Source organism: Saccharopolyspora flava, assembly GCF_900116135.1.
GTDB classification, from domain to species: domain Bacteria; phylum Actinomycetota; class Actinomycetes; order Mycobacteriales; family Pseudonocardiaceae; genus Saccharopolyspora; species Saccharopolyspora flava.
Genome location: NZ_FOZX01000007.1, coordinates 31,258 through 55,334, shown reverse-complemented (window position 1 = coordinate 55,334; position 24,077 = coordinate 31,258). Strand labels below are relative to the sequence as shown.

Sequence of the window (24,077 nt, the reverse complement as noted above, 5' to 3'; positions counted from 1 at the left end):
TTCCTCTCCTCCTCGATCAGCTCCGGCGGCGTCGCCGCGCACCGGAGAAGAGCAGTCCGCCGAAGGCCAGCAGCGCCCCGGCGAGGGCCAGCAGCAGTCCGACGTCACGACCGGTGGTCGCCAGGTCGCCGGGTCCGCCCGGTTCCTCCGGCTGCGGACCGGGCGGGGTGCCGGGCCGGCCGACCTCGACCGTCGAGCTCGCCGGTGGCGAGGTCACCGGGTCGCCGCCGGGTCCGCGCCCGGTCGCGATCGCGGTGTTGGCGACCTCGCCCGCGGCCACGTCGGCCTCGTCGACGACGTGGTCGGGCGCGGTGCAGTCCATCGACTCGCCCGGCGCGAGGGTGGTGGCCGGGCAGGTCACCGCTCCCGCGGTCGGGTCGGACACGACGACGTCGGTCGCCGTGGCGCCGCCGGTGTTGGTCGCGGTGATCGTCCAGGCGATCCGGTCGCCGAGATCGACGACGCCACTACCGTTGTCGTCCACCCAGTGCGCCGTCTTGAGGACCTCCAGCACCGGTTTCGCGTCGCCGGTGATCGTGGCGGAGCTCGGCGGCGAGGTCGTGCCGCCGCCCCCGGGCGGGGTGCCGCCCGCGGTCGCGGTGTTGGTCAGCTCGCCCCGGTCCACATCGGACTGCGTGACGGTGTAGGTCGCGGTGCAGGTGGCCTGCTCGCCGGGCGACAGCGATCCGGCCTCGTCCGGGCAGGTCACCGGCGACAGCGGGCCGCTGCCGGTGAACTCGCCCTCGTCGACGGCGACGCGGTCGAGGGTGACGTTGCCGGTGTTGGTGATCAGGAACGAGTAGGTGATCACCTGGCCCGGCCCGGTCAGGTGCTCGGTGTCGGCGGTCTTGACCAGCGAGAGCCCGGGTTGCGGGTCCTGCGGGACCTCGACCTGCGACGGCGGCGAGGTGACCGGCGGCGACCCGGGTGCGGGCGGGATGCCGGTGGCGGTGGCCGAGTTGCGGACACCACCCGCGTCGACGTCGGCCTGGGTCACGACGTAGGTCGCGGTGCACACGATCTGCTCGCCCGGGGCGACCGAGGCGGGGTCGCCGGTGCAGGTGGGCTCGCCGAGCCCGCCGCTGCCGGAGAAGTCCTCGTCGTCGATCGCCACGTCGTGCAGCGTCACGTTGCCGGTGTTGGTGGCCACGAACGTGTAGGTGAGCTCCTGACCGACGGCGAAGGACTCCGGCCCGGCGGGGTCGACCGACTTCACCACCGACAGGCCCGGGGCCGGGTCGATCGTCACCGTGGTCGACGACGGCGGCGACGGCGGGATGGGGGTGTCCGACCCCGGCGGCTCACCGGTGGCGGTCGCGGTGTTGCTGATCGAACCGGCGTCCACATCGGCCTGCGTCACCGTGTACGGCGCGGTGCAGGTCGTCTGCGCGCCCGGTGCCAGCGGACCCGGCGGGCACGTCGCCACCGGCGCCGGACCCGTGCCGGTGAAATCGGTCTCGGCGACCGACACGTCCTCCATCGTCACGTTGCCCGTGTTGGTCACCACGAACTCGTAGGTCACCACGTCACCGGCGGAGTCCACTGAGGACGGGTTCGCCGACTTCACCACCGACAGGCCCGGTCCCGGGTCGACCGTCACCGTCGAGGTCGACGGCGGCGAGATCACCGCGGGCGGGCCTCCCGGCGGGGTGGCACCGGCGACGGCGGTATTGGTGGTGCCGCCCGCGTCCACGTCGGCCTGGGTCAGGGTGTAGCTCGCGGTGCAGGTGACCGTCGCGCCCGGCGCCAGCACCGCCGCCTCCGGCGGGCAGGTCGGCACCGGCGGCTGCCCGGTTCCGGAGAACTCGGTCTCGCCGACGCCGACGCCGTTGAGGGTGACGTTGCCGGTGTTGGTCACCGCGTACTCGAAGGTCACCTGGTCGCCGGCGGCGCTCGCGGTCGTCGGGTCCGAGGTCTTCACCAGCGACAGCGCGGGCTGCGGCGGGATCTCCACGCGCGCGGCCGACTGCTCCGACATCGCCTCCGCGCCACCGGGTCCGGTGCCCACCGCCACCGCCGAGTTGGCGATGAAGCCCTGGTCGACGTCGGTCTGCGCCGCCGCGTAGGACGTCGTGCACGTCGTCTGCTGACCGGGCTCCAGCGAGGTCGTCGGGCAGTTCGCCGGCGGGAGCTGGCCGCTGCCGGAGAAGCCGGTCTCCCGGATGCCGACGTCGTGCAGCGTCACGTTGCCGCTGTTGGTCACCAGGAACGAGTAGGTGACGGTCTGGCCGGCCCCCGTGAGCGTGGTCGGATCGGCGGTCTTGTCGACCATGATCGCCGGTGCCGGGTCCGAGGTGACCGTCGCGAACGCCGGAGGCGAGGTCACCCGCGCGCCCGACGGCGGCTGACCGGAGGCCGTGGCGCCGTTGGAGATCGACCCCGCGTCGATGTCGGCCTGCGTCACCGCGTACTCCAGGTCGCAGATCCGCTTCTCCCCTGGTGCGAGCGTCGGCCCGCCGGTGCAGGTCGCCGGGCCCAGGTCCCCGGTGCCGGTGAACGCCGCCTCGTCGAGGCGCACGCCGGTGAGGGTGACGTTGCCGGTGTTGGTGGCCTCGAAGTGGTAGGTGATCACGTCACCGGCGCGGGCGACGTGGGTCGGCGTCGCCGACTTCACCACGGCCAGCGACGGGTTCGGCTCGACTCCGGTGGTCACCGTCGACGGCGGCGAGCTCACCGGCGGTGCCCCGCCGGGCGGCTGGGCCGTGGCGACACCGGTGTTGGTGACCCCGCCCGCGTCGATGTCGCCCTGCGTCACGGTGTACGTGGCGGTGCAGGTCGTCGACTCCCCCGGCGCGAGCGTCGTCGTCGGGCACGTCGCCGCAGGGGCCGGTCCGGTGCCGGTGAAGCCGCTCTCGTCGACGGCGACGTCGGTGACGGTCTGGTTCCCGGTGTTGCGGACCTCGTAGGAGTAGGTGATCGTCTGGCCCGCCGCGCTCACCGTGGCCGGTTCTCCGGTCTTGGCCACCGTCAGCGCCGGAGAGGGATCGGTGGTCACCGTCGAGGTCGACGGCGGTGAGGTGACCGGTGGTCCGCCCGGCGGCGTGCCGGTCGTGGTGGCGGTGTTGGTGATGCCGCCCGCGTCGATGTCGGCCTGCGTCGCGGTGTAGGAGGCGGTGCAGGTCGTCGACTCGCCCGGCGCCAGCGGGCCGTCAGGGCAGGACGGAGTCGGTGCCGGTCCGGTGCCGGTGAAGTCGGTCTCGGTGACCGAGACCCCGTCGACCGTGACGTTGCCGGTGTTGGTGACCTGGTACGAGTAGTCGATGGTCTGGCCCGCGGCGGTGACCGTCTGCGGCTGCGCGGACTTGACGACCGTCATCGCCGGAGCGGCCTCGGCGGTCACCACCACCGACGCGGGCTCGGAGGTGACGTCGGTGCCGTCGGGCTCGGTGCCCGACGCGGTGGCGGTGTTGGTCACCGATCCGGCGTTGATGTCGGCCTGCGTCGCCGCGTAGGTCGCCGTGCAGGTGCGCTGCTCGCCCGGGGCGAGCGGACCCGGCGGGCAGGTGATCGGCGACAGCGTTCCGGTGCCGGTGAACTCGACCTCGTCGACGCGGATGGCGTTGAGCGTGACGTTCTCGACGTTGGTCACCAGGAACTCGAAGGTCACCTGGTCACCGGCGGCGCTCACGGTCTCCGGGTTCGCCGACTTGAACAGGCTGATGTCGCCCTCGACCGCCGCGACCACGGTCGCCGACGACGGCGGCGAGGTGACCGGGTCCCCGGCCGGATCGGTGCCGCCGGCGGTGGCGGTGTTGGTGATCGACCCGGCGTCGATGTCGGCCTGCGTGGCGGAGTAGCTCGCGGTGCACGTGGTCGAGGCGCCCGGGGCCAGCGGATCCGTCGGGCACGACACCTCCGGGGCCGGTCCGGAACCGGAGAAGTCGGTCTCGGTCACGGCGAGGTCGTTGACCGTCGCGTTGCCGGTGTTGGTCACCAGGAACGAGTAGTCGACGGTCTGCCCGGCGGCGTTGACGACCGACGGATCGGCCGACTTCACCAGCGCCAGCGAGGCGGCCCGCTCGGCCGTCACGGTGGTGCTCGACGGCGGTGAGGTCTGCGGGGTCGAGCCGGGCGGGGTTCCGGTGGCGGTCGCGGTGTTGTCGAAGCCGCCGGCGTCGATGTCGGCCTGGGTCGCGGTGTAGCTCGCGGTGCAGGTCATCGAGATGCCCGGCGCCAGCGTCGACGATGGGCACGACACCTCCGGGGCGGGCCCGGTTCCGGTGAACTCGGTGTCGGTGATCCCCACCGAGTTCATCGTGACGTTGCCGGTGTTGGTGACCTGGAACGCGTAGTCCACGGTCTGCCCGGCGGCCGAGACCGACTGCGGCGTGGCCGTTTTCACGACGGTGATGCCCGGTGTCGCCGCAGCGGTCACGGTGACCGTCGACGGGTCGGAGACCACCGGCGAGCCCGAGGGCGGGGTGGCCGAGGCGGTGGCGATGTTGACGATCGAGCCGCGGTCCACGTCCGCCTGCGTCGTGGTGTAGGTGGCGGTGCACCTCACCTGCGCGCCCGGCGCGAGCGGACCCGACGGGCAGGTCGGCGCGGGCGCCGGACCGCTCCCGGTGAAGTCGGTTTCGGCGATCTGCGGGTCGTTGAGGGTCACCGCCGAGGTGTTGGTGACCAGGAAGCCGAAGGTGACGGTCTGCCCGGCGGCGGTGACGCGGGTCGGGTCGGCGGTCTTGACCAGGCTCAGGCCCGGGGTGGCGTCGGCGATCACCGTCGCCGAGGACGGCGGCGAGGTCGTGCCGTTGCCGGTGGTGGGGTCGCGGCCGGAGGCGGTGGCGGTGTTGGAGATCGATCCGGCGTCGATGTCGGCCTGCGTGGCGGTGTAGCTCGCCGTGCACGTCGTCGACGCGCCCGGGGCGAGCACGCCCGGCGGGCAGGACGGGGCCGGTGGCGTGCCGGTGCCGGAGAACTGCGTGTCGGCGACGGTGATCGTGTCGAGGCTGACGTTGCCGGTGTTGGTGACCCGGAACGAGTAGTTCACCGCGTCCCCGGCGGCGGTGACGGTCGTCGGCGTCGCCGACTTCACCACGGCCAGCGCCGGAGCGCGGTCGGCGGTGACCCGCGCCGAGGACGGCGCCGAGGTCACCCGGGTGGCATCGGGTGCGACGGCGCTGGCGGTCGCGGTGTTGTCGATGGTGCCGCGATCCATGTCGGCCTGGGTGACCGAGTAGGTCGCGGTGCAGGTCGTCTGGGCACCCGGCAGCAGCGGCCCGGACGGGCAGGTCACGGCGGGAGCCCCGCCGGTGCCGGTGAAGGTGGGTTCGGCGATCGAGACGGAGTTGAGCGTGACGTTGCCGGTGTTGGTCACCAGGAACCGGTAGGTGATGGTGTTCCCGGCGGCGTTCATCGTGGTCGGCGAGGCCGACTTGCGCACCGTCAGCGCGGGCGCCGAATCACCCGGCACGGTCACCGTCGACGGCGGGGAGGTCGGCGGCGACGACCCGGACGGCGGGGTGCCGGTGGCGGTCGCGGTGTTGGTCAGCGACCCCCGGTCCACGTCGGCCTGGGTGACGGTGTAGGTCGCGGTGCAGGTCACCGACGCGCCGGGGGCGAGCGAGGCGGCACCCGATGGGCAGGTCGGCGTCGGGCGCGGGCCGGAGCCGTTGAAGGCGGTGTCGGTCGGGCGCACGTTGGTGAGCGTGACGTTGCCGGTGTTGGTGATCCGGTAGGAGTAGGTGATCACCCGGCCGACGGTGAACGACGCGGCGTCCGACGGGCTCGCGGTCTTGGCGACGGTCAGCGACGGGGACGCCGCCGCGGTCACGGTCGCGGTCGTGGGCGGGGACACGACCGCGACTCCGGCGGGACTCGTGCCGTTGGCGACCGCGGTGTTGACGATCGAGCCGCGGTCCACGTCGGCCTGGGTCGCGGTGTAGTTCGCCGTGCACGTCATCGACGCGCCGGGGTCGAGGGACGTGGCGGGGCACGACGCCGATGGTCGCGGCCCGGTCCCGGTGAACGCCGTCTCGGCCACCGAGATCCCGGTCAGCGGCACGTTCCCGATGTTGCTGACCCGGTAGGAGTACACGATCGGCGCGCCCGCGGTGGTGACGCTGGTCGGGTTGGCGGTCTTCTGCACGGTCAGCGCCGGTGCCTGCGCGGTCAGGCTGGTGGTGGCGCTCGCGGTGTTGTTGGCCGTGTTGGAATCCACGTCGGCCCCGGCCACGCTCGCGGTGTTGGTGACCGAGGTCCCGGTCGCCGGAGCGTTGCCGCGGATCACGATCGGCCCGAACTGCGCGCCCGAGGCCAGCACCGGGACGCTGGCGCCGGTCGGCGTGGTGCACGAGAGATCGGCTCAGGTGGTCACCGTCGCGTCCGGGCTGATCGTGCAGCTGGGTGGAGCGGCCGAGCAGTACAGATCGCTGCCGGTCAAGGTGCATCCCGGCGGAGCGGACACCAGCGACGGGTTGGTCACGCCCGCCGGGACCGCGTCGCGGACGATGAACCCGTGCGAGGGCTGCGGGCCGTTGTTGGTGACGTTGATCGACCACTGGATCGGCCCGCCGTTGACCGCGCTCGCGGGCCCGGTCTTGCTGATCGACAGGTCGGCGGGCGGCGCGTAGGTGTTGGTGCGGAGACCACCGATGGCCGACGCCGACACCTGCTCCCCGGTGGGGTTCGCGGTGACCGCGCCCATGTAGTAGTTGTCCAGGCTGTAGCTCGTCACCAGCCCCTTGAGCTGGAGGTACACCACCGGCGAAGTGGGAGCGTCACACCGGTTGTTCACGTAGGACTGCGGCAGCGACAGGCGGTTTCCGGCGAAGGCGTAGTTGCCGGTGCCGTAGGGCGCGGTCACCGCACCGGCCGTCGGCGCCGCACCGTTGATGGAGGTGACGCCCACGTCGTACCAGTTCTGGGTGCACGCGGAGGGCGAGTTCCAGCCCCCGCCTCCCATTCCGATGGCGATGATTGGGTCCACCAGGGGACGCGGCAGCGTGACGGTGAAACCGTGGGCGCTGCACTGGTTGATCTGGTTGACCGGCTTGCCCTGCACGCACGGGTTGCCGTACCGGGTCACGGAGTCCTGCGTCGGCAGCAACCGCGGAACGATGACCCCGTCCAGACTCCAGTTGTCGGTGCCGGCCCACATCGCCTGGGAGAGGTAGCTGTCGTTGTGGCCGGTGACGGTGCCCAGGCCCGCGGCGTTGCCGGGCATGGTCGTCGTGGCGTTCTCGTTGCTGGCGATGGTCCAGTTCGGCAGCGGCACGTACCCGTTCGGCGCCGCGGCCTCCGCGGTGGGCGGACCGGCCAGCTGCGCGGTGGAGGCCATCCCGAGCACCATGGCGAGCACCAGCAGCAGCGAGAACCGGCGACGAGCCGGTCCGTCCGCGAACGGTCCACGACGATGCCGACCACGCATCCGCAGCTCTCCCCCGGACATTCGCGGGTCCCCCGCGATCAGGTGGCTGATCACCCGCCAACCGCCGATTCAATATCGACTTGTCCGCCTTCGCTCGGCGAAATAAAGATCCTGGATCAACAGCCGCCCGAAGGAGTGATCCGATCCAAAAAACGCGAGAGATAGTCGTTTTCGCGTCCGTGATGATCAGGACCGGAACGCGTCGGTGGCTTTCACGACCGCCTCGGCGAGAGCGCCCGCGGCGCGGTGGCCGGCGTCGACGATCGTCAGCTCGGCGTCGGGCAGGGCCGCGGCCAGCTGCCAGGGAGTGCCCAGCAGGTTGCCGAGGTCGAGCCTTCCCTGCACGAGCGTCACCGGAATCCCGGCCAGCGCCCCGGCTCCGCGCAGGAGCTGTTCGTCCTCCAGCCACGAGCCGTGCCGCCAGAAGTGCGTGACGATCCGCGCGTATCCCAGCGCGAAGTCCGGGTCGGCGAACCTCGGGTTCGGCGGGGCTTCCGGGACGAGCACGTCCTCCCACGCGCACCAGTCGCGGGCGGCCCGGCGGTGCACCGCCGGATCCGGGTGCATCAGCAGCCGGTGGTAGGCCTCGACGAGATCACCGTCCGGCTCACCAGCACCGGCCCGGAAGCGGGCCCAGGCGTCCGGGAAGAGCGGACCGAGATCCCGGGTGAGCAGGTCGGTCTCGGCTCTCCGCCCGGTCGCCAAGGCGCACAGCACCATCTCCGACACCCTCTCGGGGTGGCGCTGCGCGTAGGCGAGCGCGAGCACGCAACCCCAGGAACCGCCCTCCACCAGCCACCGCTCGATGCCGAGATGGACGCGAAGCCGCTCCAGGTCGGCGATCAGGTGCTCGGTGGTGTTGGCCGACAGGTCGGCGTCGGGCTCGGCGGCGTGCGGGGTGCTGCGCCCGCACATCCGCTGGTCGAACAGCACGATCCGGTAGGCTTCCGGGTCGAAGAACCGCCTCGTCCCGGCGGTGCTCCCGGAGCCGGGGCCGCCGTGCAGGACCACCGCCGGCTTGCCCTGGGGATTGCCGCAGACCTCCCAGTGCAGCCGGTGCCCCTCGCCGACCTCGAGCGTTCCGGTCTCGTGCGGTTCGATCTCCGGGTACACGCGGATGGTCCCTTCGGTGTGCGAGCGGTTCAGCCGGCCTCGACGTCCCACGGCTCCTGCGCGGACGAACCGTCGTCGTCCAGGTGCCGGGCGAGGTTGAGCACGCCCATGCGGTCGACGACGTCCGGGGTCGGGTCGACGCAGGATTCCAGGCGGGCGCGCAGGCTCGCGGGGTCGAGGTCGGTGCCGATCAGGACGAGGCGGGTGGAGCGCGGGCCTTTCCAGCGGATCCGGGTGAAGGCGGCGAAGACGCCGACCGCGTGGAACTGGAAGCAGCGGTCCTCGCCGGAGGCGCCGAAGTCGACGGGGCCCTTGATGCGGTAGACCCCGCGGCTGCGCTCCTTGAGGAAGTCCAGGAACGCCGAGGGGTTCAACGGCCGGTCGGTGGTGAACTCCATCGACTCGTAGACCGCGTGCATGTGGTGGCTGTGGTCGTCGTCGTGGTCGTCCAGGTCGGCGAAGGACAGCTGCCGGGCGCCGCCGGAATCGCGGATCGCGGGGTCGTCGAACAGGATTCCCGGCGCGATGCGGCCGCGCTCGGTGGCCAGCACGGCACCCTCGGCGAGCTCGCGGACCTCGCCGATCACCCGCTCGCGCTCGGCCTCCGCCACCCGGTCGATCTTGTTGACCACCACCAGGTCGGCCAGGCGCACGTGGTCGTCGAGCTCGGGGTGCCGGGCGCGGGTGTCGTCGAACTCGGCGGCGTCGACGACCTCCACCAGGCCGCCGAACTCGATGCCGGGGTTCTGCGACGACAGCACCAGCCGGACCAGCTGGGTCGGCTCGGCGATGCCGCTGGCCTCGATCACGATCGCGTCCAGCGCAGCGCCCGGGTGGGCGAGCTTCTCCAGCATCCGGTCCACGCCGTCAACGTCGACCGCGCAGCACAGGCAGCCGTTCTCCAGCGACACGGTCGCGTCGACCTGCCCGGCCACGTTCATCGCGTCGACGTTGATGCTGCCGAAGTCGTTGACCAGCACCCCGATCCGGCGCCCGTCGTCGTTGCGCAGCAGGTGGTTCAGCAGCGTCGTCTTGCCCGAGCCCAAGTAGCCCGCCAGCACGACCACCGGAATCCGCGCCCTCACCACTCCCCCAAGATCGACACCTCGCTCACCAGCGCCCATCTTCCCACGCCCCCGCTCACCAACCCCCAACCCGCCGCAACGGCACCCCGACCGCAGTCGGTTCCGTCGCGCTCGAACGTCACCAGGGGACAGTTTTAGTGAAAACTGTCCGGACAAAAGGGATCTTGATCATGGACAGTTCTCACTAAAACTGTCCCCTACCCGGGAGGAGGCCCCCTGAACGGCTCATTGACCGGGCGTTGATCGGCACCTAATTTGTTCGACGGCTCCAATCGGACATAGTTCGAAATGCCGAACATCCGGACAGCGCTGTCGCGGAGGTGGACTCGTGGACCGACCAGGGGTGAACCGGAGAACGCTGCTCGCCGGAGCGGCGCTGGGAGGCGCCGGGCTCGCCTCGGGGCTCCTCGGCGGGTGCGGGTTCGGCGCAGGCGCGTTCGGCGGAGCCGGGTGGGGCCGGGACTCGCGCGAGCTGCGCTACTGGAACCTCTTCGCCGGCGGGGACGGCGACACCATGAAGTCCATCGGTTCCGCGACGCCATCCAGCAGCGCCACCCGGAGATCGCGGTGATCAGCAACTCCGGTCCGAGTGCCGAAGGCGGGACCTTCGACCGCGCGTGGGAGCTCAACCGGCAGCACGACGTGGACGTGGTCGACGAGCACTACTACAACGACCCGCAGTGGTTCCTCGCCAACCAGCACCGCTACGACTCCTACGACCGCAACGGACCTTCCGTGTTCGTCGGCGAGTACGCCTCGAAGGACGAGAAGTTCGGCAACGCCCTGGCCGAGGCCGCCTACATGACCGGGCTGGAGCGCAACGCCGACGTCGTCCGGATGGCCTCCTACGCTCCCCTGCTCGCCCGCTCCGACTCGGTGCAGTGGCTCCCGGACATGATCTGGTTCGACGACCAGCGGTCGTGGGGCTCGCCGAACTACGAGGTGCAGAAGCTGTTCATGACCAACGACGGCGACCGGGTCGTGCCCAGCACCGCCATGGATACCCCGGAGTTCCGGCAGGTCGTCACCCGCGACGAGGCCACCGGCGGTCTCCTCATCAAGGTCGTCAACGCCCAGCCCAACCCGGCTCCGACCCGCATCGACCTCGGCCGCGAGGTGAACCCGCGCGCCCAGGTGACCACGCTGCAGGGCGATCCGGAGGCGATCAACACCGCCGGCTCGCAGCCCATCCGCCCGGTCGAGTCGACCTTCGACGGCGCTGCTTCGAGCTTCACCTACACGTTCCCGCCGCACTCCGCGACGTTCCTGCGCATCCACCCGTAACAGGAGGACGACCATGCACGAGCTCTCACGACGCGGCGTCCTGGCCGGTGCGCTGGCCGCCGGTGCCGTCGCGGCGCTGCCGGGTTCGGCCGCCGGCGCGGCCGGTTACCCGAACCCGCTGCTGCGGCAGCGCGCCGACCCGCACGTCCTGCGGCACTCCGACGGCTTCTACTACTGCACCGCGACCGTGCCGGAGTACGACCGGATCGTGCTGCGCCGGGCCCGGACGATCGGTGACCTGTCGACGGCGTCCGAGTCGGTGCTGTGGCGCAGGCACGAGAGCGGCGAGATGGGCGGCTACATCTGGGCGCCGGAGATCCACCGCGTCGATGGCCGCTGGTACCTCTACTTCGCCGCCGGGCGGTCGGAGGACTTCTTCGACATCCGGATGTACGTGCTGGAGAACGCCGCTGCCGACCCGTTCACCGGGACCTGGGTGGAGAAGGGCCAGATCGTCACCGCGTGGGACACCTTCGCGCTGGACGCCACCACCTTCACCCACGGCGGCACCCGCTACCTGGCGTGGGCGCAGCGCGAACCGGGCATCAACACCAACAGCAACCTCTACCTCGCCCCCATGAGCGACCCGTGGACCCTCGCGGGAACTCCCGCGCGGTTGTCGACGCCGACCTACGAGTGGGAGACACGCGGCTACGCGGTCAACGAAGCACCCGCGGTCATCGAGCGCAACGGGCGCGTGTTCGTCGCGTACTCGGCCAGCGCGACCGACAGCAACTACTGCATGGGACTGCTGACGGCGGAGTCCTTCAGCGATCTCCTCGATCCGGCGTCCTGGACGAAGGCGTCGGAACCGGTGTTCACCAGCAGCGACGCGACCGGGCAGTACGGCCCGGGGCACAACAGCTTCACCGTCGCCGAGGACGGGCGCACCGACGTCCTCGTCTACCACGCCCGCCCCTACGAGCACGTCGACGGCGACCCGCTGTTCGACCCCAACCGGCACACCCGAGCACAACCGTTCACCTGGAAACCCGACGGGACACCCGACTTCGGCGTCCCGGTCGCCGACTCCCGGGCCTGAACCGAACCGGGTCAACCGCGAGGTGGCTGCCGCCGCTGTCGTGGAACGTGCTGCTGCTGAGCCGCTGACGAGGTCAGGCGAAGGTGGAGCCGTGGGTTCGCAGGACGGCTGTGTTGCTGGTGAGGAGGACGTAGGAGTCCAGGCAGCTGGTGTCGATCTCGGCGACGTGCCAGGGGATCTCGCGGACGGCGTCGACGAGGCCGACGACGTCGAGGGCGCCCGTGCCCAGCGGGGTCTGCGGGGCGTCGAGGGTGGCCGGGCCGTCCTTGAGGTGCACGGCGACCGCGCGCTCGCCCAGCGAGCGCAGCACCGCGACCGGGTCGGCGCCCGCGGCCAGCGCCCAGTAGGCGTCGAGCTCGGCGCGCAGGCCGGGATGGGTGCGCCGCCAGAAGCGGTCGTAGGCGGGGCCTCCGGGCAGCGGGGCCCACTCGAACCAGTGGTTGTGGTAGCCGAGGGAGAGCCCGGGCGGGGCGTCGGCGGCGGCCTGGCCGAGGGCGTCGGCGAAGGCGTCGAGGCTCGCGGTGTCGGCGAAGGTCTCCTCGCCGAAACCCGGGACCTGGCGCGGGTGCGGGATGAACGCGGTGTCGGCGCCGAGTTCGGCGCACTCCTCGGCGAGCTCGGCGACGCTCGGCAGGGCGGCGTGGGTCGCCGAGACCGCCAGGCCCGCGGCGTCGAGGTCGGCGCGCAGCTTGCGGGCCGCAGCGAGCCGCTCGTCTTGGGTGCGGGTCAGCGACCCCAGGCCGAACGGTTCGACGTGGCGGAAACCGATCTCGGCGAGGCGCGCGAGGGTTCCGGGCTGGTCGGCGGCCAGCTCCTCGCGGACGCTGTAGAGCTGAACGGACAGTGTCGGCACGGGATCTCGTTCCTCTCCGGGAGGGATCAGCCCACGATCAGCGGCCGGAGGGTGCGCTGGGCGATGCGCAGGCCCTGGGTGATGCGTTCGTCGTCGCCGCCCCACACCGGGTCCTCGTGCTCGACCGACAGGGTTCCGGTGAAGCCGTGCTCGTAGAGCCGGTCGACGACCTTGGGCCAGTCGACCTGCCCGAGCCCGGGGACCCGGTAGCGCCACCAGCCCATGTCGAAGGGGTTGTCGCCCTTGTCGACCTTGCCGAAGAACCCGTAGCGGTTGCGCGCCACCGGGTCCAGCTCGACGTCCTTGGCCTGGGCGTGCACGATCCGGTCGATGTGGGGCGCGATGGTCTCGACCGGGTCGATGCCGATCCAGGTCAGGTGCGAGGGGTCCCAGTTGAGGTAGAAGCCCAGGGAGAACATCCACTCCCACAGCTCCGGCGAGTAGGCGAGGTTGCCGGGGTAGCCGTCGGGGTGCCAGCCCTCCATGACGCAGTTCTCGACGATGAGCTTCACCCCGCGCTCACCGGCGTAGTCCACCAGCTCGGGCAGCACCCGCTGCCCCTCGGCGAGGTTGTCGGCCACCGACCTGGTCCAGTCGCGGCCGATGAAGGTGCCCACGTGGGGCACGCCGAGCGCCTGGGCCGCGTCGATGGCGTGCTTGAGGTGGGTGCGGATCTCCTCGCGGCGCCGGAGATCCGGGTGCAGGTTGTTCTCGTAGTAGGCGAACGCCGACAGCTCCAGGCCGTGGCGTTCGAACAGCGCCTTGGTCTCGTCGACCTGCTGCGGGCCGAAGTCGGCGACCGGCAGGTGGGCGGCTTCGAAGTCGCGGCCGCCGGTGCCCGGCCAGACCGCGACCTCCAGGGCCTCGTAGCCGTTGTCGGTCGCCCATCCGGCGATCCGCTCCAGGCTCCACTGCGGGAGGCACGCGGTGAGCATTCCCAGTCGCATCGTCACACCTTCGTCCAGTGGCCGTCCGAGGACGCGCGCAGGACCGCGTCGATCAGGCGGGCCGAGCGGAGTCCATCGCTGAAAGTGGGCAGTCCTTCGGGGTTCTCGCCGTCGATGGCCGCGTAGGTGTCGGCGACGAAGGCGTCGAAGCAGTCGGCGTAGCCCTGCGCGTGCCCGGCGGGCAGCTTCGAGAGCCGTTGCTGCTCGGCGGATCCGGTGCCGATGTCGCGCACCAGCACGCGGTTGCCGTCGGCGCCGCCGAGCCAGACCTGCTCGGGGCTCTCCTGGTCGAACACGGCGCTGCCGCGCGAGCCGTCGAGCTCGAACCACAGCCGGTTCTTCCGGCCTGCCGCGACCTGCGAGATCGTCGCGGTGCCGAGCACGCCGGTGGCGGTGCGCAGCAGCAGCGCGGCGGTGTCCTCGGTGCGCACCTCGACGCGCTCGCCGGCCTGGCCGGCGGGTCCGGTGAAGCTGGCGCCGCCGGTGGCCGGGCGGGTGGGCACGGCGATGGAGAACTCGGCGAAGACGTCGGTGAAGGTCTCCCCCGACACCCACTGCACGAGATCGCACCAGTGCGAGCCGATGTCGGCGAAGGCCCGCGACGCCCCGCCCTCGGCCGGGTCGACCCGCCAGCCGGAGGCGTCCGGGTCGAGCATCCAGTCCTGCAGGTAGCTGCCGTGCAGCAGGTGCCAGTCGCCGAACTCGCCGGCCTGCCTGCGGGCGCGCAGCTCGCGCACCAGCGGGTGGTAGCGGTAGACGAACGGCACGGTGGCCACCAGCCCGCTGCGCTCGGCCGCGGCGGCCATCCGCTCGGCCTCCTCCAGCGAGATCCCCAGGGGTTTTTCGCAGATCACGTGCTTGCCGGCGGCGAGCGCGGCCTCGGCGAAGGGCGCGTGGGTGGCGTTGGGGGTGCACAGGTGCACCACGTCGACGCGCTCGTCGGCCAGCACCTCCTCGAAGGAGGCGTAGGCGCCGACGCCCCACTCCCCCGCCTTCTCCAGGGAGCGCTGCGGGCTGGAGGCCAGCACGCCGACGACCTCGGCCCCGGCCAGCAGCGCGGAGCGCCGGTGCACGGCGCCGATCATCCCGGCGCCCACGACGGCCGCACCGCGCCTGCTCGAACCAGGACTCACGCGCTCGTCTCCCCCGATCGATCGATGAATTCAGGACAACGACGGGTGTCTCACGCCCGTTTTCTCCTCGCCACTCACGCTAGGGCCCGCCTTTTCAGCCGACAAGAGCTATTGTTTATTTTCTTTTCGGTCATAAATCGGCCCGAAAACCGACGGGGAGGTACCGGCATGGGATGGGATCCGGTCCGGCTGACCGTGCCGCGCACGTCCGGACGCGCCGACGGGAACCTGGTGCTCAGCTGCCTGACCAGGCTCATCGCCTCCGGCGCGGCCGAGAGCCGGGCCGAGCTGGTCAAGCGCACCGGTCTGGCCCGCTCCACCGTCAACAGCCACCTCGACGCACTGCTCGGCGCCGGGGTCGTCGTCGAGCGCGGCGCGATCGGCGCGGGCGGCCGGGGACGACCGGCGCACCGGCTGGGCCTCGCCCCGCGCGCCGGGGTGGTGCTGGCCGCCGACGTCGGCGCGCACTCCACCCGCCTGGCCGTCGCCGACCTCGGGCAGGAGGTGCTGGCCGAGCGGCACGTGGCGCTGGACCTCTCGATCGGCCCGGAGCGCTCGCTGGACGTGCTCACCGAGCACCTGCGCTCGCTGGTCAGCGGCGCCGGGATCACCGGCGACCGGGTCAAGGCGCTGGTCATGGGCCTGCCGGGGCCGGTGGACTCGCGCATGGGGAGGCCGGTGCGGCCGCCGATCATGCCGGGCTGGGACGGGTTCCCGGTCGGCGAGACGATGGCCGGCCGGTTCGACTGCGCGGCCTCGGTGGACAACGACGTGAACCTGATGGCCCTGGGCGAGGCGCGGGCGCTGCCGCCCGAGGAGTCGCCGCTGCTGTTCCTCAAGATCGGCACCGGCATCGGCGGCGGCATCGTCTCGGCGACCGGCGAGCTGCACCGGGGTTCCGACGGCGCCGCCGGCGACATCGGGCACATCCGGGTTCCCGGCGCCGACGACGTGGTCTGCCAGTGCGGCAACGTCGGCTGCGTCGAGGCGGTGGCCTCCGCGGCGGCGGTGCTGCGGTCGCTGCGCACCGGCTCCGGCGGGCCGGAGACCATCGACGACCTGGTGCGACTGCTGCGCGACGGCGACGCGCTGGCCGTGCGGGCGATCCGCGCGGCGGCGGCCACCATCGGCGAGGTGGTGGCGATGCTGGTGCACTTCTACAACCCGAAGCGGATCGTCCTGGGTGGACTGATCACCTCGGTCGGCGACGACCTGCTGGCCGGGATCCGCGGCGTGGTCTACCGCCGGGCGCTGCCGCTGGCGACCCGGAACCTGTCGCTGGCCAACAGCGCGCTCGGGCGTTCCGCCGGGGTGGCGGGCGCGGTGGTGGCCGGGATCGAGGACGTCCTCTCACCGGGCGGCATTCCGGCGCTGGTGCGCGAAAACCCTTGACACAGCGGGTCCGCGCGGCAACCATCTGATCCGTCTCACGCCACCGCACCGGCCGTGCGGTCGCGCGGCTTGAGACGTTCCAGGGAGTTCCTCCATGAACCCTTCCCCCACCTTCCGAGTCGGCGTCATCGGCGCCGGGTGGGCCGGTCAGCAGCACCTCGCCGCCTACGACGCCCTGCCGGACGTCGAGATCGCCGCGATCGCCGGGCAGGAGACCGACGTGGTCGCCTCGCTGGGCGAGCGCTACGGCGTCCCGCACCTGTTCGAGGGCTGGGAGCAGCTGATCGAGCTGCCGGACTTGGACGCGGTCAGCGTCGCGGTCCCGAACTTCCTGCACGCGCCGATCGGCGTCGCCGCGCTCAAGCGCGGGCTGCACGTGCTCAGCGAGAAACCGCTGGCGCGCAACGGTGTCGAGGCCAGGCAGATGGTCGAGGCCGCCCGCTCGGCGGGCCGCGTGCTCGACGTGGCGTTCAACCACCGGCTGCGCGGCGACGTGCAGACCCTCGGCCGGATCATCGGCAGCGGTGAGCTGGGGCGGCCCTACTACGCCAAGGCCTCGTGGATGCGGCGGCGCGGCATCCCGACCATCGGCAGCTGGTTCACCAGCCGCGAGATGGCCGGCGGCGGGCCGCTGGCCGACATCGGCGTGCACGTCCTGGACTACGCGCTGTTCCTGCTGGGCGAGCCGGTGGTGGAGTCGGTCAGCGCGATCACCTCCGGTGAGCTGGGCAGTCGCGGCGTCGGCGGCATGAACTGGGAAACCGCCCGCGCCCGGGGCGGTTTCGAGGTGGAGGACTTCGCCTCAGCGTTCCTGCGGCTGGAAGGCGGCGGAGCGCTGGCGCTGGAGACCTCGTGGGCGGCCTTCCGCGATCCGACCGACCTGCTGGACTTCAGCGTGCTGGGCACCGAGGGCGGCGCCGAGCTGCGCGCGGTGGGCGCGGCCAAGAAGGCGGTCGGCGACCTGCGGGTGTTCCGCGACGTCGACGGCGAGATCGCCGACTACCAGCCCGCCGCCGAGCCGGGCCGGGCGCACGCGGCGGTGGTGGAGAACTTCGTCCGGCTGCTCGGCTCGCCCGAGCAGTGGCCGGACAACGACGGTTCGCAGGCCCTGCGCCGCGCCGAGATCATCGACGCCTGCTACCGCTCGGCCGCCGAAGGCCGCGAGGTCCCGGTCAGCTGACGTCGGCCGGGAAGTAGTGCTTCGGGTCGTCGCGCTTGTGCAGCGGCGGGTAGTTGCGCGGCGGGGTCTCGACCAGCGGCGCGTCGGCGGAGCGACGGCCCTGGGCGCGGTGCCAGGCCGCGCGGGCCCGCGGGTGGTAGCGGAAGCGGAACGGGACCAGCTTCCACAGCAGCCCGAACGCGCGGCCGCCCGCGCGCAGCAGCAGCTCGTCGCGGCGGGTCCAGCGCAGACCCAGCTTCTCCCGGACCGGCGGGTCGTAGCAGCCGGTGGTGAGCCAGAGCATCATCCGCACGGTCGGCGGGCGCAGCAGCCGCCACAGCGGGTCCGGCAGCCACCGCAGCAGCGGCGGCTTGCGGATGCGGGCGATGTCGCGGACGTCGAGGGTGGCCTGGTTGACCTCCAGCACCTCGCGGCACATGTGGTCCCAGTAGCGCTGGAAGCTCGGCCAGTCCTCGGGCACCGGGCGCATGCTCATGCCGTAGAGCCGGTACCACTGCACGCCCTCGGCGTAGACCTGCGCCTTCTCGGCCTCGCTCAGCGGCGTGCCGAAGCGCTCGTTGATCAGGATCGGCATGACCAGGAACGTCGCGTGCGCCCAGAAGAACGTCTCCGGGTTGAGCGCGTGGTAGGGCCTGCCGTGCTTGTCCACGCCCTTGATGCCGTTGTGGAAGCCGCGCACCAGCTTGGCGGTCTCGGCCGCGCGCGGCCCGTCGTAGACCACCCCGCCGATCGGGTACAGCGACCGGTAGAGCCGTTCCCAGCGCTCGTCGAAGAACTCGGAGTGCTCCTCCACCCCGGCCCCCAGCTGCGGGTGCATGTTCTGCATCGACCCGGCCCACAGCGCCAGCAGCAGCCCGCGCCAGTCGCCGAAGTAGCGCCACATCAACGAATCCGGTCCCAGCGGCTCGGGCATGTCCACGCTCCGATCGATGTGAGAACAGCTGTCATCAAAAGTAAGCAGCCGGACACGCAGCGTCAATGCCGCCCGCCCGGCCGGGAGGACCGGCTCCGCCGCCTAGACTCGGACGCCGGAGGTGGGTCGTGAGCAAGAACCAACTCGGCGTGCTGCTGGTGCGCACGCTGCTGTTCTTCGTCGTCGCGGTGGTGCTGGGCGTGATCACCGGCTGGCAGGTGTACGCGATCATCGCGGTCGCGCTGACCGGCGGCGCCGCGCTCGTGCAGCTCGGCGGCTGGCTGTGGCTGCGCCGGACCGAGCAGGACGCCCCCGCCGACAAGTCCGCGGTGCGCGGCGAGTTCCTCTGACTGGCCCGACTTACCCCCCTGGGGTATAAAGGTGGTGGGCCCACCGGTCCGGGGAGGGAATTCGATGCACGGCTACGCCCACAACAAGGACGACTACGCCAAGCGACTGCGTCGCATCGAGGGTCAGGTGCGCGGACTGGCGCGCATGATCGACGACGACGAGTACTGCATCGACGTGCTCACCCAGGTCTCGGCCACCACCAAGGCGCTGCAGGCCGTGGCCCTGGGCCTGCTCGACGAGCACCTCAAGCACTGCGTGTCCGAGGCGATGTCCGAGGGCGGCGAGCAGGCCGACGCCAAGATCCGCGAGGCCAGCGACGCGATCGCGCGCCTGGTCAAGTCCTGACGGTTCCCCTCGTGCGCCCGACCGCGCTGCGCTGGGCCCTGCTGCTGGTCCTGGCCCTGGGCGTGGTGCTCATGCACCACGTGCCCGCCCAGCACGAGCCCCACCGGCACCCCGCGACCGCGCAGGTCCAGCTCACCTCGGAGCTCACCGCCTCCGACCACGACTCCCCCGCGCACGGCCTGCTGCACCTGTGCCTGGCCGTGGCCGCGTCCTTCCTCGCGCTGCTGGCCCCGCGCCTGCGCGCCGACCTCGGCGTGATCGCCGAGATGCCCCCGCCTCGCTTCCGGCGCACCCTGGAACGGGCGCGCCCACCGGATCCCTTACCTCGGCGGCTCGCCGCGCTCTGCGTACTCCGGCGCTGATCGGCACCGGACCGGCCCGGCCGGTCACGCCCGACCAGTCCCAGCGAACACGAGGTAGTTCTAGCGATGAAGCACGCCCGCACGGGTGTCGCCGCCCTCGGCGCCGCCCTGTCCCTGTCCTTCCTGGCCGGCTGCGGTCAGCCCGAGACCCCGGCCGCTCCCCCGGCTCAGACCGCACCCCCGGCACCCGCCCACAACGGCGTCGACGTGATGTTCGCCCAAGGCATGGTGCCGCACCACCAGCAGGCGCTGGAGATGTCCCGGATGGCGGCCACCCACGCCGAGTCCCAGCAGATCAAGGACCTGGCCGCGCGGATCGAGGCGGCGCAGGGACCCGAGATCGACCGGCTCAACGGCTGGTTGCGCGACTGGAACGCGACCGGTCACGGCGACCACAGCGGTCACGCGATGACCGGGATGATGTCCAGCGACGAGATGACGGCCCTGGACCAGGCCCGCGGTTCGGAATTCGACCAGAAGTTCCTGATGCTCATGATCAAGCACCACGAGGGCGCGGTGGCGATGGCCCGAACCGAGGTCGACAAGGGCAGCTTCCCCGACACCCGGCAGATGGCCCGCGAGATCATGATCGGTCAGCAGGCCGAGATCGACTCGATGCGCACGATGCTCACCCAGCACTGAGCCCGGCGCGGCGGTACGGGTTGGCAACCGAACCGTGGCCGCCGCTTGACCTCGATCCGGACCGACCGGGCATTAGCATCACGGCTGGGTGGCGGGCCCACCGCCGCCCAGCCGTGAGGGGGTGCGATGACCGAGCCCGACGAGGTCGACGTGAGCAAGCCGAACGCGGCGCGCGTCTACGACTACTACCTCGGTGGCAGCCACAACTTCGCCGTCGATCGCGAGATGGGCGACGAGGCGATCGCGCTGTGGCCGGAGCTGCCGCAGATCATGCAGGCTAACCGCGCGTTCCTGCGCCGGGCCGTGCACTTCTGCGTCGAGCGGGGAATCCGCCAGTTCCTCGACCTCGGTTCGGGAATCCCGACCGTGGGCAACGTGCACGAGGTGGCGCAGCTGGCCGCGCCCGGCACGCGGGTGGTCTACGTCGACACCGACCCGGTGGCCGTGGCCTACAGCAAGAAACTGCTGGCCGACAACCCCGACGCCGACATCGTGCGCGCCGACGCGCGCGAACCCGACCAGGTGCTGGACTCCGACGAGGTCGCCGCTCTGCTCGACCTCGACGAGCCGGTGGCGGTGATGATGGTGGCGCTGCTGCACTTCGTCGATGAGGAGTCCCGCCCGCGCGAGATGATCGCCCGCTACCGGGACGCGATGGCGCCGGGCGGCTACCTGGCGATCTCGCACGCCACCGCCGAAGGACGACCCGACATGGCGGACGAACACGCCGACCTCTACAAGCAGCGGACCGCCACTCCCATGACGTTCCGCTCGCGAGTCGAGGTCGGCGAGTTCTTCGAGGGTTTCGAGCTGGTCGAACCGGGGCTGGTGTTCCTGCCCCAGTGGCGACCGGTCTCGCCCTCCGAGGTCGGCGACAACCCGGAGCGCTTCACCGCGCTCGCGGGCGTCGGCCGCAAACTATGAGCGGATGCGGCGCTTGCGACCGGTGATCTGGTTGTAGATCACCAGGACGATCACGGCACCGATGATGGAGCCGATCCAGCCGGTGGGGTGAAAACCGCGCAGGCCCACCGTGAACAGGCCGGCGAGGAAGCCGCCCACCACGGAACCGACGACGCCGACGACGATCGTCATCAGCAGGCCGATGTCGTCCTTGCCGGGCACGATGGCCCGGGCGATGAAGCCGGCGATCAGTCCGAAGACGATCCACCCGAGAATTGTGAAGAACACCGAGCTCACCCGTTTCGCTCGCGGATACTGTCGGAGTCCCAGGCTACTCCGATCTTGCAAGCCCGGTCTCGGTGATCGTCTTCACCCGGGTTTCACCGCGGTCACGAATCGGGTCATGCCGAACATCGGGCCCGCCGCGAGGCCCGGATCGCGGCCGAGGCGGGTGGCCGCGTCGCCGCTGGCCTCGACCCGGCTGAGCCAGCCGAGCTCGTCGAGCACCTCGGCGGCGGGTTCCCCGGCGTGCACGAGCTCGTTGAGGTCCATGCCCTGCGTGCGGCCGAACTCGGCGACCTGCGGGTCGGCGAGCAGCTGCGCGGTGTCGCGGAACTCCTCGACGGCCACCCGGCTGGCGGGCGCGGACAGCTCGGACACCGAGGCCAGCAACCGGCGCTGAACCTCGGCGGGCAGGTACGACAGCAGGCCTTCGGCCAGCCACGCGGTGGGTGTCGCGGCCTCGAAGCCCGCGTCGGCCAGGGCCGCGGGCCAGTCCTCGCGCAGGTCGATGCCGATCGGCCGGTAGTCGCAGGCGGGTTCGACGTCGGCGAGGACTTCTCGTTTGAACCGCAGGACTTTCGGCTGGTCGAGCTCGAAGACGACGGTGCCCGCGGGCCAGTCGAGCCGGTAGGGCCGGGCGTCGAGTCCGGCGGCCAGGACCACGACCTGGCGCGCTCCGGCGCGCGTCGCCTCCAGCAGGGCGTCGTCGAAGACGCGGGAGCGGACGCCGACGTAGTGGTCGATGCGCGCGGCCCAGCCGCGCTCGTCGTCGGGCAGCGCGGCCAGGGCCTCCGGTGTGGTCGGGAAGGCCTCGCCCTGACCGGCCGCGCGGACCAGGGTCTCGGCGTAGGGGTCGTCGATGAGCGGGTCGGCGCGGTGGGTCTCGATGGCGCGCAGGGTCGCCACGGCCAGCGCGGTGCGGCCGACGCCGCTGATGATGTCCCAGTCCTGTTCCGCCATGGATCCGATGCTAGGCGCATCGGAGGGCGGCCATCGGGTTTTCCCCGAAAGAGCCCGTGCGGCGGACTCTTTCGGGGACACCGGACTCACTCGGGCTTGTGCGCCTCGACGAAGCGGCTGGCGTGGGTCATCTGGCCGAACAGGCCGGAGAGGTCGCGGCCGTAGCGGGCGGCCTTGGCCTCGGAACCCTCGACCTCGGTCTTCCAGCCGAACCCGCGCAGCACGTCGGGAGCCTCGGGACGGTCGTCGGAGTGCAGGAGCTCGCGCATGTCCAGGCCCCACTCCTTGCCGAAGTCCGCGATGTTCTCGTCCTCGAAGATCTGGCCGACGTTGGCGAAGTCCTCCACGGCCAGCCGGCTGCCCGGCGCGGAGAGCCGGTCGATGGTCTCCAGCAGCTGCTGCTCGGCCTCCTTGGGCAGGTACGGCAGCAGGCCCTCGGCCAGCCAGGCGGTGGGCTTGGACGGGTCGAACCCGGCCTCGGTCAGCGCCGCCGACCAGTTCTCCCGCAGGTCGATCGCCACCGGCCGGTGGGCGCACTTCGGCGCCGCGTCGAGTCCGTCGAGGACGGTCTGCTTGAACTCCAGGACCTTGGGCTGGTCGATCTCGAACACGGTGGTGCCCGCCGCCCAGTCCAGGCGCTGGGCGCGCGCGTCGAGCCCGGACGCGAGGATCACGGCCTGCTGGATCCCGGCCTGGCCCGCCTCGAGGAAGAAGTCGTCGAAGCAGCGGGACCGCACGCCCATGTAGTCCTCCATCTTGGCCTGCGCCCAGATGGAGTCCTCCGGCAGCGCCGCGACCTCGGCCGGGGAGGTCGGCATGGGTGCCGGTGCGTCGGCGGCCTTGACGAACGCGGCCGCGTACGGGTCGGAGATCAGCCGGTCCTCGCGGTGGGTCTCCAGCGCCCGAGCGGCCGCCACGCCCAGCGCGGTCAGACCGACGCTGGTCACGATGTCCCATTGCTGGCCAGTTGTCACGCTGCACCCCTTCCGGCCCCGCGCCACCCCGGGGGCCTCATTCGTTCCGGTTACTCGCGCAGAACGCGCTGAGCAGAAATCGGTACAGACAGTGACGATAACAAGTTAGTTGCATGACGCAACTAAGTGTGCGCCAGCGCACAGGAAGATCGGACAAACCGCCGAAAGATGCCTACCCAGGCGAAATGCGCACGCGGACACCGGACCACCCCGTGTTCACCCGCGCGTATTCGCGGTGACGCGCAGCGATCACTTTCTGGGTGAGAGTTCGGAAGGAAAAGCAACAAAAGACGGGCCTGTTTCAGCGCTCCGTTGCACCAAGACGACGAGATCCACCCATGTGGGTGATCATCGGCGACGAAAATTGTGCCGTTCAGCGCATAGACTCCCGGCCCGTGACTGCACTACCGCACAGCTCGACCGAGGCGGCCCTGCGCGACGCGGTGGACACAGCCCTCATCGACCTGCTGACGAAGCCGAACAACCCGGCGGACCGCGCCCGCCAGGAACTCACCCGCGCTGTCGGGCTGCTCGACGAGCACCCGCAGATCGAGGTGTCGGCCGACGCGGTGACCGCGGTGCGCTCCGCCGCCGAGCACCTCGCTCAAGGCGAGCGCGCCAACGCCCGAACCGCGCTGGTCAACGCCCGCGGTCGGCTCTCCGCGCCCGGCTCGCGCCAGGCCGCACGCAACAACTGACACGACGACGTCCCCCGCGGACGAGGAACTCACCTCACGTTGCTGAAGGGGTGGACAGTTTTCATGAAAACTGTCCACCCCCGGAGACCGGGAAGTTTTCATGAAAACTTCCCCACTCGTGGGGGACGGAATCCTCGTGGGGGTCTCTCGTGGCCGTGGGAGGGGACAGTTTTCATGAAAACTGTCCCCTCCCACCACATCATCGGAGTCTCCTCACCACATCACTGGAGTCCCCACCACATCACCGGA

22 protein-coding genes are annotated in these 24,077 nt (G+C 71.4%); 11 read left to right on the top strand and 11 right to left on the bottom strand.

The window, feature by feature from the left end; genetic code table 11:
• Positions 1 to 16: 16 nt before the first annotated feature.
• The 4 genes from BM424_RS19875 to BM424_RS19860 all read right to left on the bottom strand — a co-directional run bounded on the left by BM424_RS19875 (position 17) and on the right by BM424_RS19860 (position 9,570).
• Complete coding sequence (locus tag BM424_RS19875) at positions 17 to 6,262, bottom strand: DUF7507 domain-containing protein (RefSeq protein WP_093420286.1); 6,246 nt, start codon at positions 6,260 to 6,262, stop codon at positions 17 to 19.
• 42 nt (positions 6,263 to 6,304) lie between these two features.
• Complete coding sequence (locus BM424_RS19870; RefSeq protein ID WP_175548179.1) at positions 6,305 to 7,369, bottom strand: DUF11 domain-containing protein; 1,065 nt, start codon at positions 7,367 to 7,369, stop codon at positions 6,305 to 6,307.
• A 186-nt stretch (positions 7,370 to 7,555) separates the two neighbouring features.
• Complete coding sequence (pip, locus tag BM424_RS19865) at positions 7,556 to 8,482, bottom strand: prolyl aminopeptidase (RefSeq protein ID WP_093420661.1); 927 nt, start codon at positions 8,480 to 8,482, stop codon at positions 7,556 to 7,558.
• Positions 8,483 to 8,511: 29 nt separating this feature from the next.
• Positions 8,512 to 9,570 carry a CobW family GTP-binding protein gene (locus tag BM424_RS19860; RefSeq protein WP_093420281.1) on the bottom strand — a complete coding sequence of 353 codons (1,059 nt, stop codon included), beginning with the start codon at positions 9,568 to 9,570 and terminating at the stop codon, positions 8,512 to 8,514.
• 325 nt (positions 9,571 to 9,895) lie between these two features.
• Between BM424_RS19860 and BM424_RS29525 the strand changes: the two genes are divergently transcribed.
• Genes BM424_RS29525 through BM424_RS19850 form a run of 3 tightly spaced genes read left to right on the top strand, consistent with a single transcriptional unit; the run spans position 9,896 to position 11,893 of the window.
• Positions 9,896 to 10,138, top strand: a complete 243-nt coding sequence (locus BM424_RS29525) for a hypothetical protein (protein ID WP_245775992.1) — start codon at positions 9,896 to 9,898, stop codon at positions 10,136 to 10,138.
• A complete protein-coding gene (locus BM424_RS19855) occupies positions 10,135 to 10,851 on the top strand; it encodes an alpha-L-arabinofuranosidase C-terminal domain-containing protein (protein ID WP_245775991.1) in 717 nt (238 codons plus the stop codon). Before BM424_RS29525 ends, BM424_RS19855 begins: the two co-directional genes overlap by 4 nt.
• 13 nt (positions 10,852 to 10,864) lie before the next feature.
• The gene (locus tag BM424_RS19850; protein ID WP_093420277.1) at positions 10,865 to 11,893 is read left to right on the top strand and encodes a glycoside hydrolase family 43 protein; all 1,029 of its coding nucleotides are present in this window, start codon (positions 10,865 to 10,867) and stop codon (positions 11,891 to 11,893) included.
• 73 nt (positions 11,894 to 11,966) lie between these two features.
• Here the strand turns inward: BM424_RS19850 and BM424_RS19845 are convergent, their stop codons facing one another.
• Genes BM424_RS19845 through BM424_RS19835 form a run of 3 tightly spaced genes read right to left on the bottom strand, consistent with a single transcriptional unit; the run spans position 11,967 to position 14,826 of the window.
• A complete protein-coding gene (locus BM424_RS19845) occupies positions 11,967 to 12,746 on the bottom strand; it encodes a sugar phosphate isomerase/epimerase family protein (protein WP_093420275.1) in 780 nt (259 codons plus the stop codon).
• A gap of 26 nt (positions 12,747 to 12,772) precedes the next feature.
• Positions 12,773 to 13,693 (bottom strand): sugar phosphate isomerase/epimerase family protein, encoded by a 921-nt coding sequence (locus tag BM424_RS19840; protein ID WP_093420273.1) that lies wholly within the window; start codon positions 13,691 to 13,693, stop codon positions 12,773 to 12,775.
• Positions 13,694 to 13,695: 2 nt separating this feature from the next.
• The gene (locus BM424_RS19835) at positions 13,696 to 14,826 is read right to left on the bottom strand and encodes a Gfo/Idh/MocA family protein (RefSeq protein ID WP_093420270.1); all 1,131 of its coding nucleotides are present in this window, start codon (positions 14,824 to 14,826) and stop codon (positions 13,696 to 13,698) included.
• Positions 14,827 to 14,994: 168 nt separating this feature from the next.
• Between BM424_RS19835 and BM424_RS19830 the strand changes: the two genes are divergently transcribed.
• Both BM424_RS19830 and BM424_RS19825 read left to right on the top strand, forming a co-directional pair.
• Positions 14,995 to 16,218: an ROK family transcriptional regulator gene (locus BM424_RS19830; RefSeq protein ID WP_093420267.1), complete on the top strand. Its 1,224-nt coding sequence runs from the start codon at positions 14,995 to 14,997 to the stop codon at positions 16,216 to 16,218.
• A 94-nt stretch (positions 16,219 to 16,312) separates the two neighbouring features.
• Entirely contained in the window at positions 16,313 to 17,398 is a 1,086-nt protein-coding gene (locus tag BM424_RS19825) for a Gfo/Idh/MocA family protein (protein WP_093420265.1), read from the top strand.
• On the opposite strand, the gene BM424_RS19820 is transcribed toward BM424_RS19825, so the two are convergent.
• The gene (locus tag BM424_RS19820) at positions 17,391 to 18,311 is read right to left on the bottom strand and encodes an oxygenase MpaB family protein (RefSeq protein WP_093420659.1); all 921 of its coding nucleotides are present in this window, start codon (positions 18,309 to 18,311) and stop codon (positions 17,391 to 17,393) included. The two genes, BM424_RS19825 and BM424_RS19820, sit on opposite strands and share 8 nt — an antisense overlap.
• Positions 18,312 to 18,439: 128 nt before the next feature.
• On the opposite strand from BM424_RS19820, the gene BM424_RS19815 reads away from it, so the two are divergent.
• The 5 genes from BM424_RS19815 (at position 18,440) to BM424_RS19795 (ending at position 20,935) form a co-directional block, all read left to right on the top strand.
• Complete coding sequence (locus tag BM424_RS19815; RefSeq protein ID WP_093420263.1) at positions 18,440 to 18,661, top strand: hypothetical protein; 222 nt, start codon at positions 18,440 to 18,442, stop codon at positions 18,659 to 18,661.
• Positions 18,662 to 18,725: 64 nt separating this feature from the next.
• On the top strand, positions 18,726 to 19,007 hold the full coding sequence (locus BM424_RS19810) for a metal-sensitive transcriptional regulator (protein WP_093420260.1): 282 nt from the start codon (positions 18,726 to 18,728) through the stop codon (positions 19,005 to 19,007).
• 11 nt (positions 19,008 to 19,018) lie between these two features.
• Positions 19,019 to 19,369 (top strand): hypothetical protein, encoded by a 351-nt coding sequence (locus tag BM424_RS19805; RefSeq protein ID WP_093420258.1) that lies wholly within the window; start codon positions 19,019 to 19,021, stop codon positions 19,367 to 19,369.
• Positions 19,370 to 19,435: 66 nt separating this feature from the next.
• A complete protein-coding gene (locus BM424_RS19800; RefSeq protein WP_093420255.1) occupies positions 19,436 to 20,011 on the top strand; it encodes a DUF305 domain-containing protein in 576 nt (191 codons plus the stop codon).
• A 126-nt stretch (positions 20,012 to 20,137) separates the two neighbouring features.
• Positions 20,138 to 20,935 (top strand): SAM-dependent methyltransferase, encoded by a 798-nt coding sequence (locus tag BM424_RS19795; protein WP_093420253.1) that lies wholly within the window; start codon positions 20,138 to 20,140, stop codon positions 20,933 to 20,935.
• Here BM424_RS19795 and BM424_RS19790 read toward each other — a convergent pair.
• The 3 genes from BM424_RS19790 to BM424_RS19780 form a co-directional block, all read right to left on the bottom strand.
• Positions 20,930 to 21,202 carry a GlsB/YeaQ/YmgE family stress response membrane protein gene (locus tag BM424_RS19790; RefSeq protein ID WP_093420656.1) on the bottom strand — a complete coding sequence of 91 codons (273 nt, stop codon included), beginning with the start codon at positions 21,200 to 21,202 and terminating at the stop codon, positions 20,930 to 20,932. The two genes, BM424_RS19795 and BM424_RS19790, sit on opposite strands and share 6 nt — an antisense overlap.
• 81 nt (positions 21,203 to 21,283) lie before the next feature.
• The gene (locus BM424_RS19785) at positions 21,284 to 22,156 is read right to left on the bottom strand and encodes an SAM-dependent methyltransferase (RefSeq protein WP_093420251.1); all 873 of its coding nucleotides are present in this window, start codon (positions 22,154 to 22,156) and stop codon (positions 21,284 to 21,286) included.
• 86 nt (positions 22,157 to 22,242) lie between these two features.
• On the bottom strand, positions 22,243 to 23,130 hold the full coding sequence (locus tag BM424_RS19780; protein ID WP_093420249.1) for a class I SAM-dependent methyltransferase: 888 nt from the start codon (positions 23,128 to 23,130) through the stop codon (positions 22,243 to 22,245).
• Between the two features lie 395 nt (positions 23,131 to 23,525).
• Here BM424_RS19780 and BM424_RS19775 point away from each other — a divergent pair, with 395 nt between their 5' ends.
• Entirely contained in the window at positions 23,526 to 23,828 is a 303-nt protein-coding gene (locus BM424_RS19775; RefSeq protein WP_093420246.1) for a hypothetical protein, read from the top strand.
• Positions 23,829 to 24,077 lie beyond the last annotated feature (249 nt).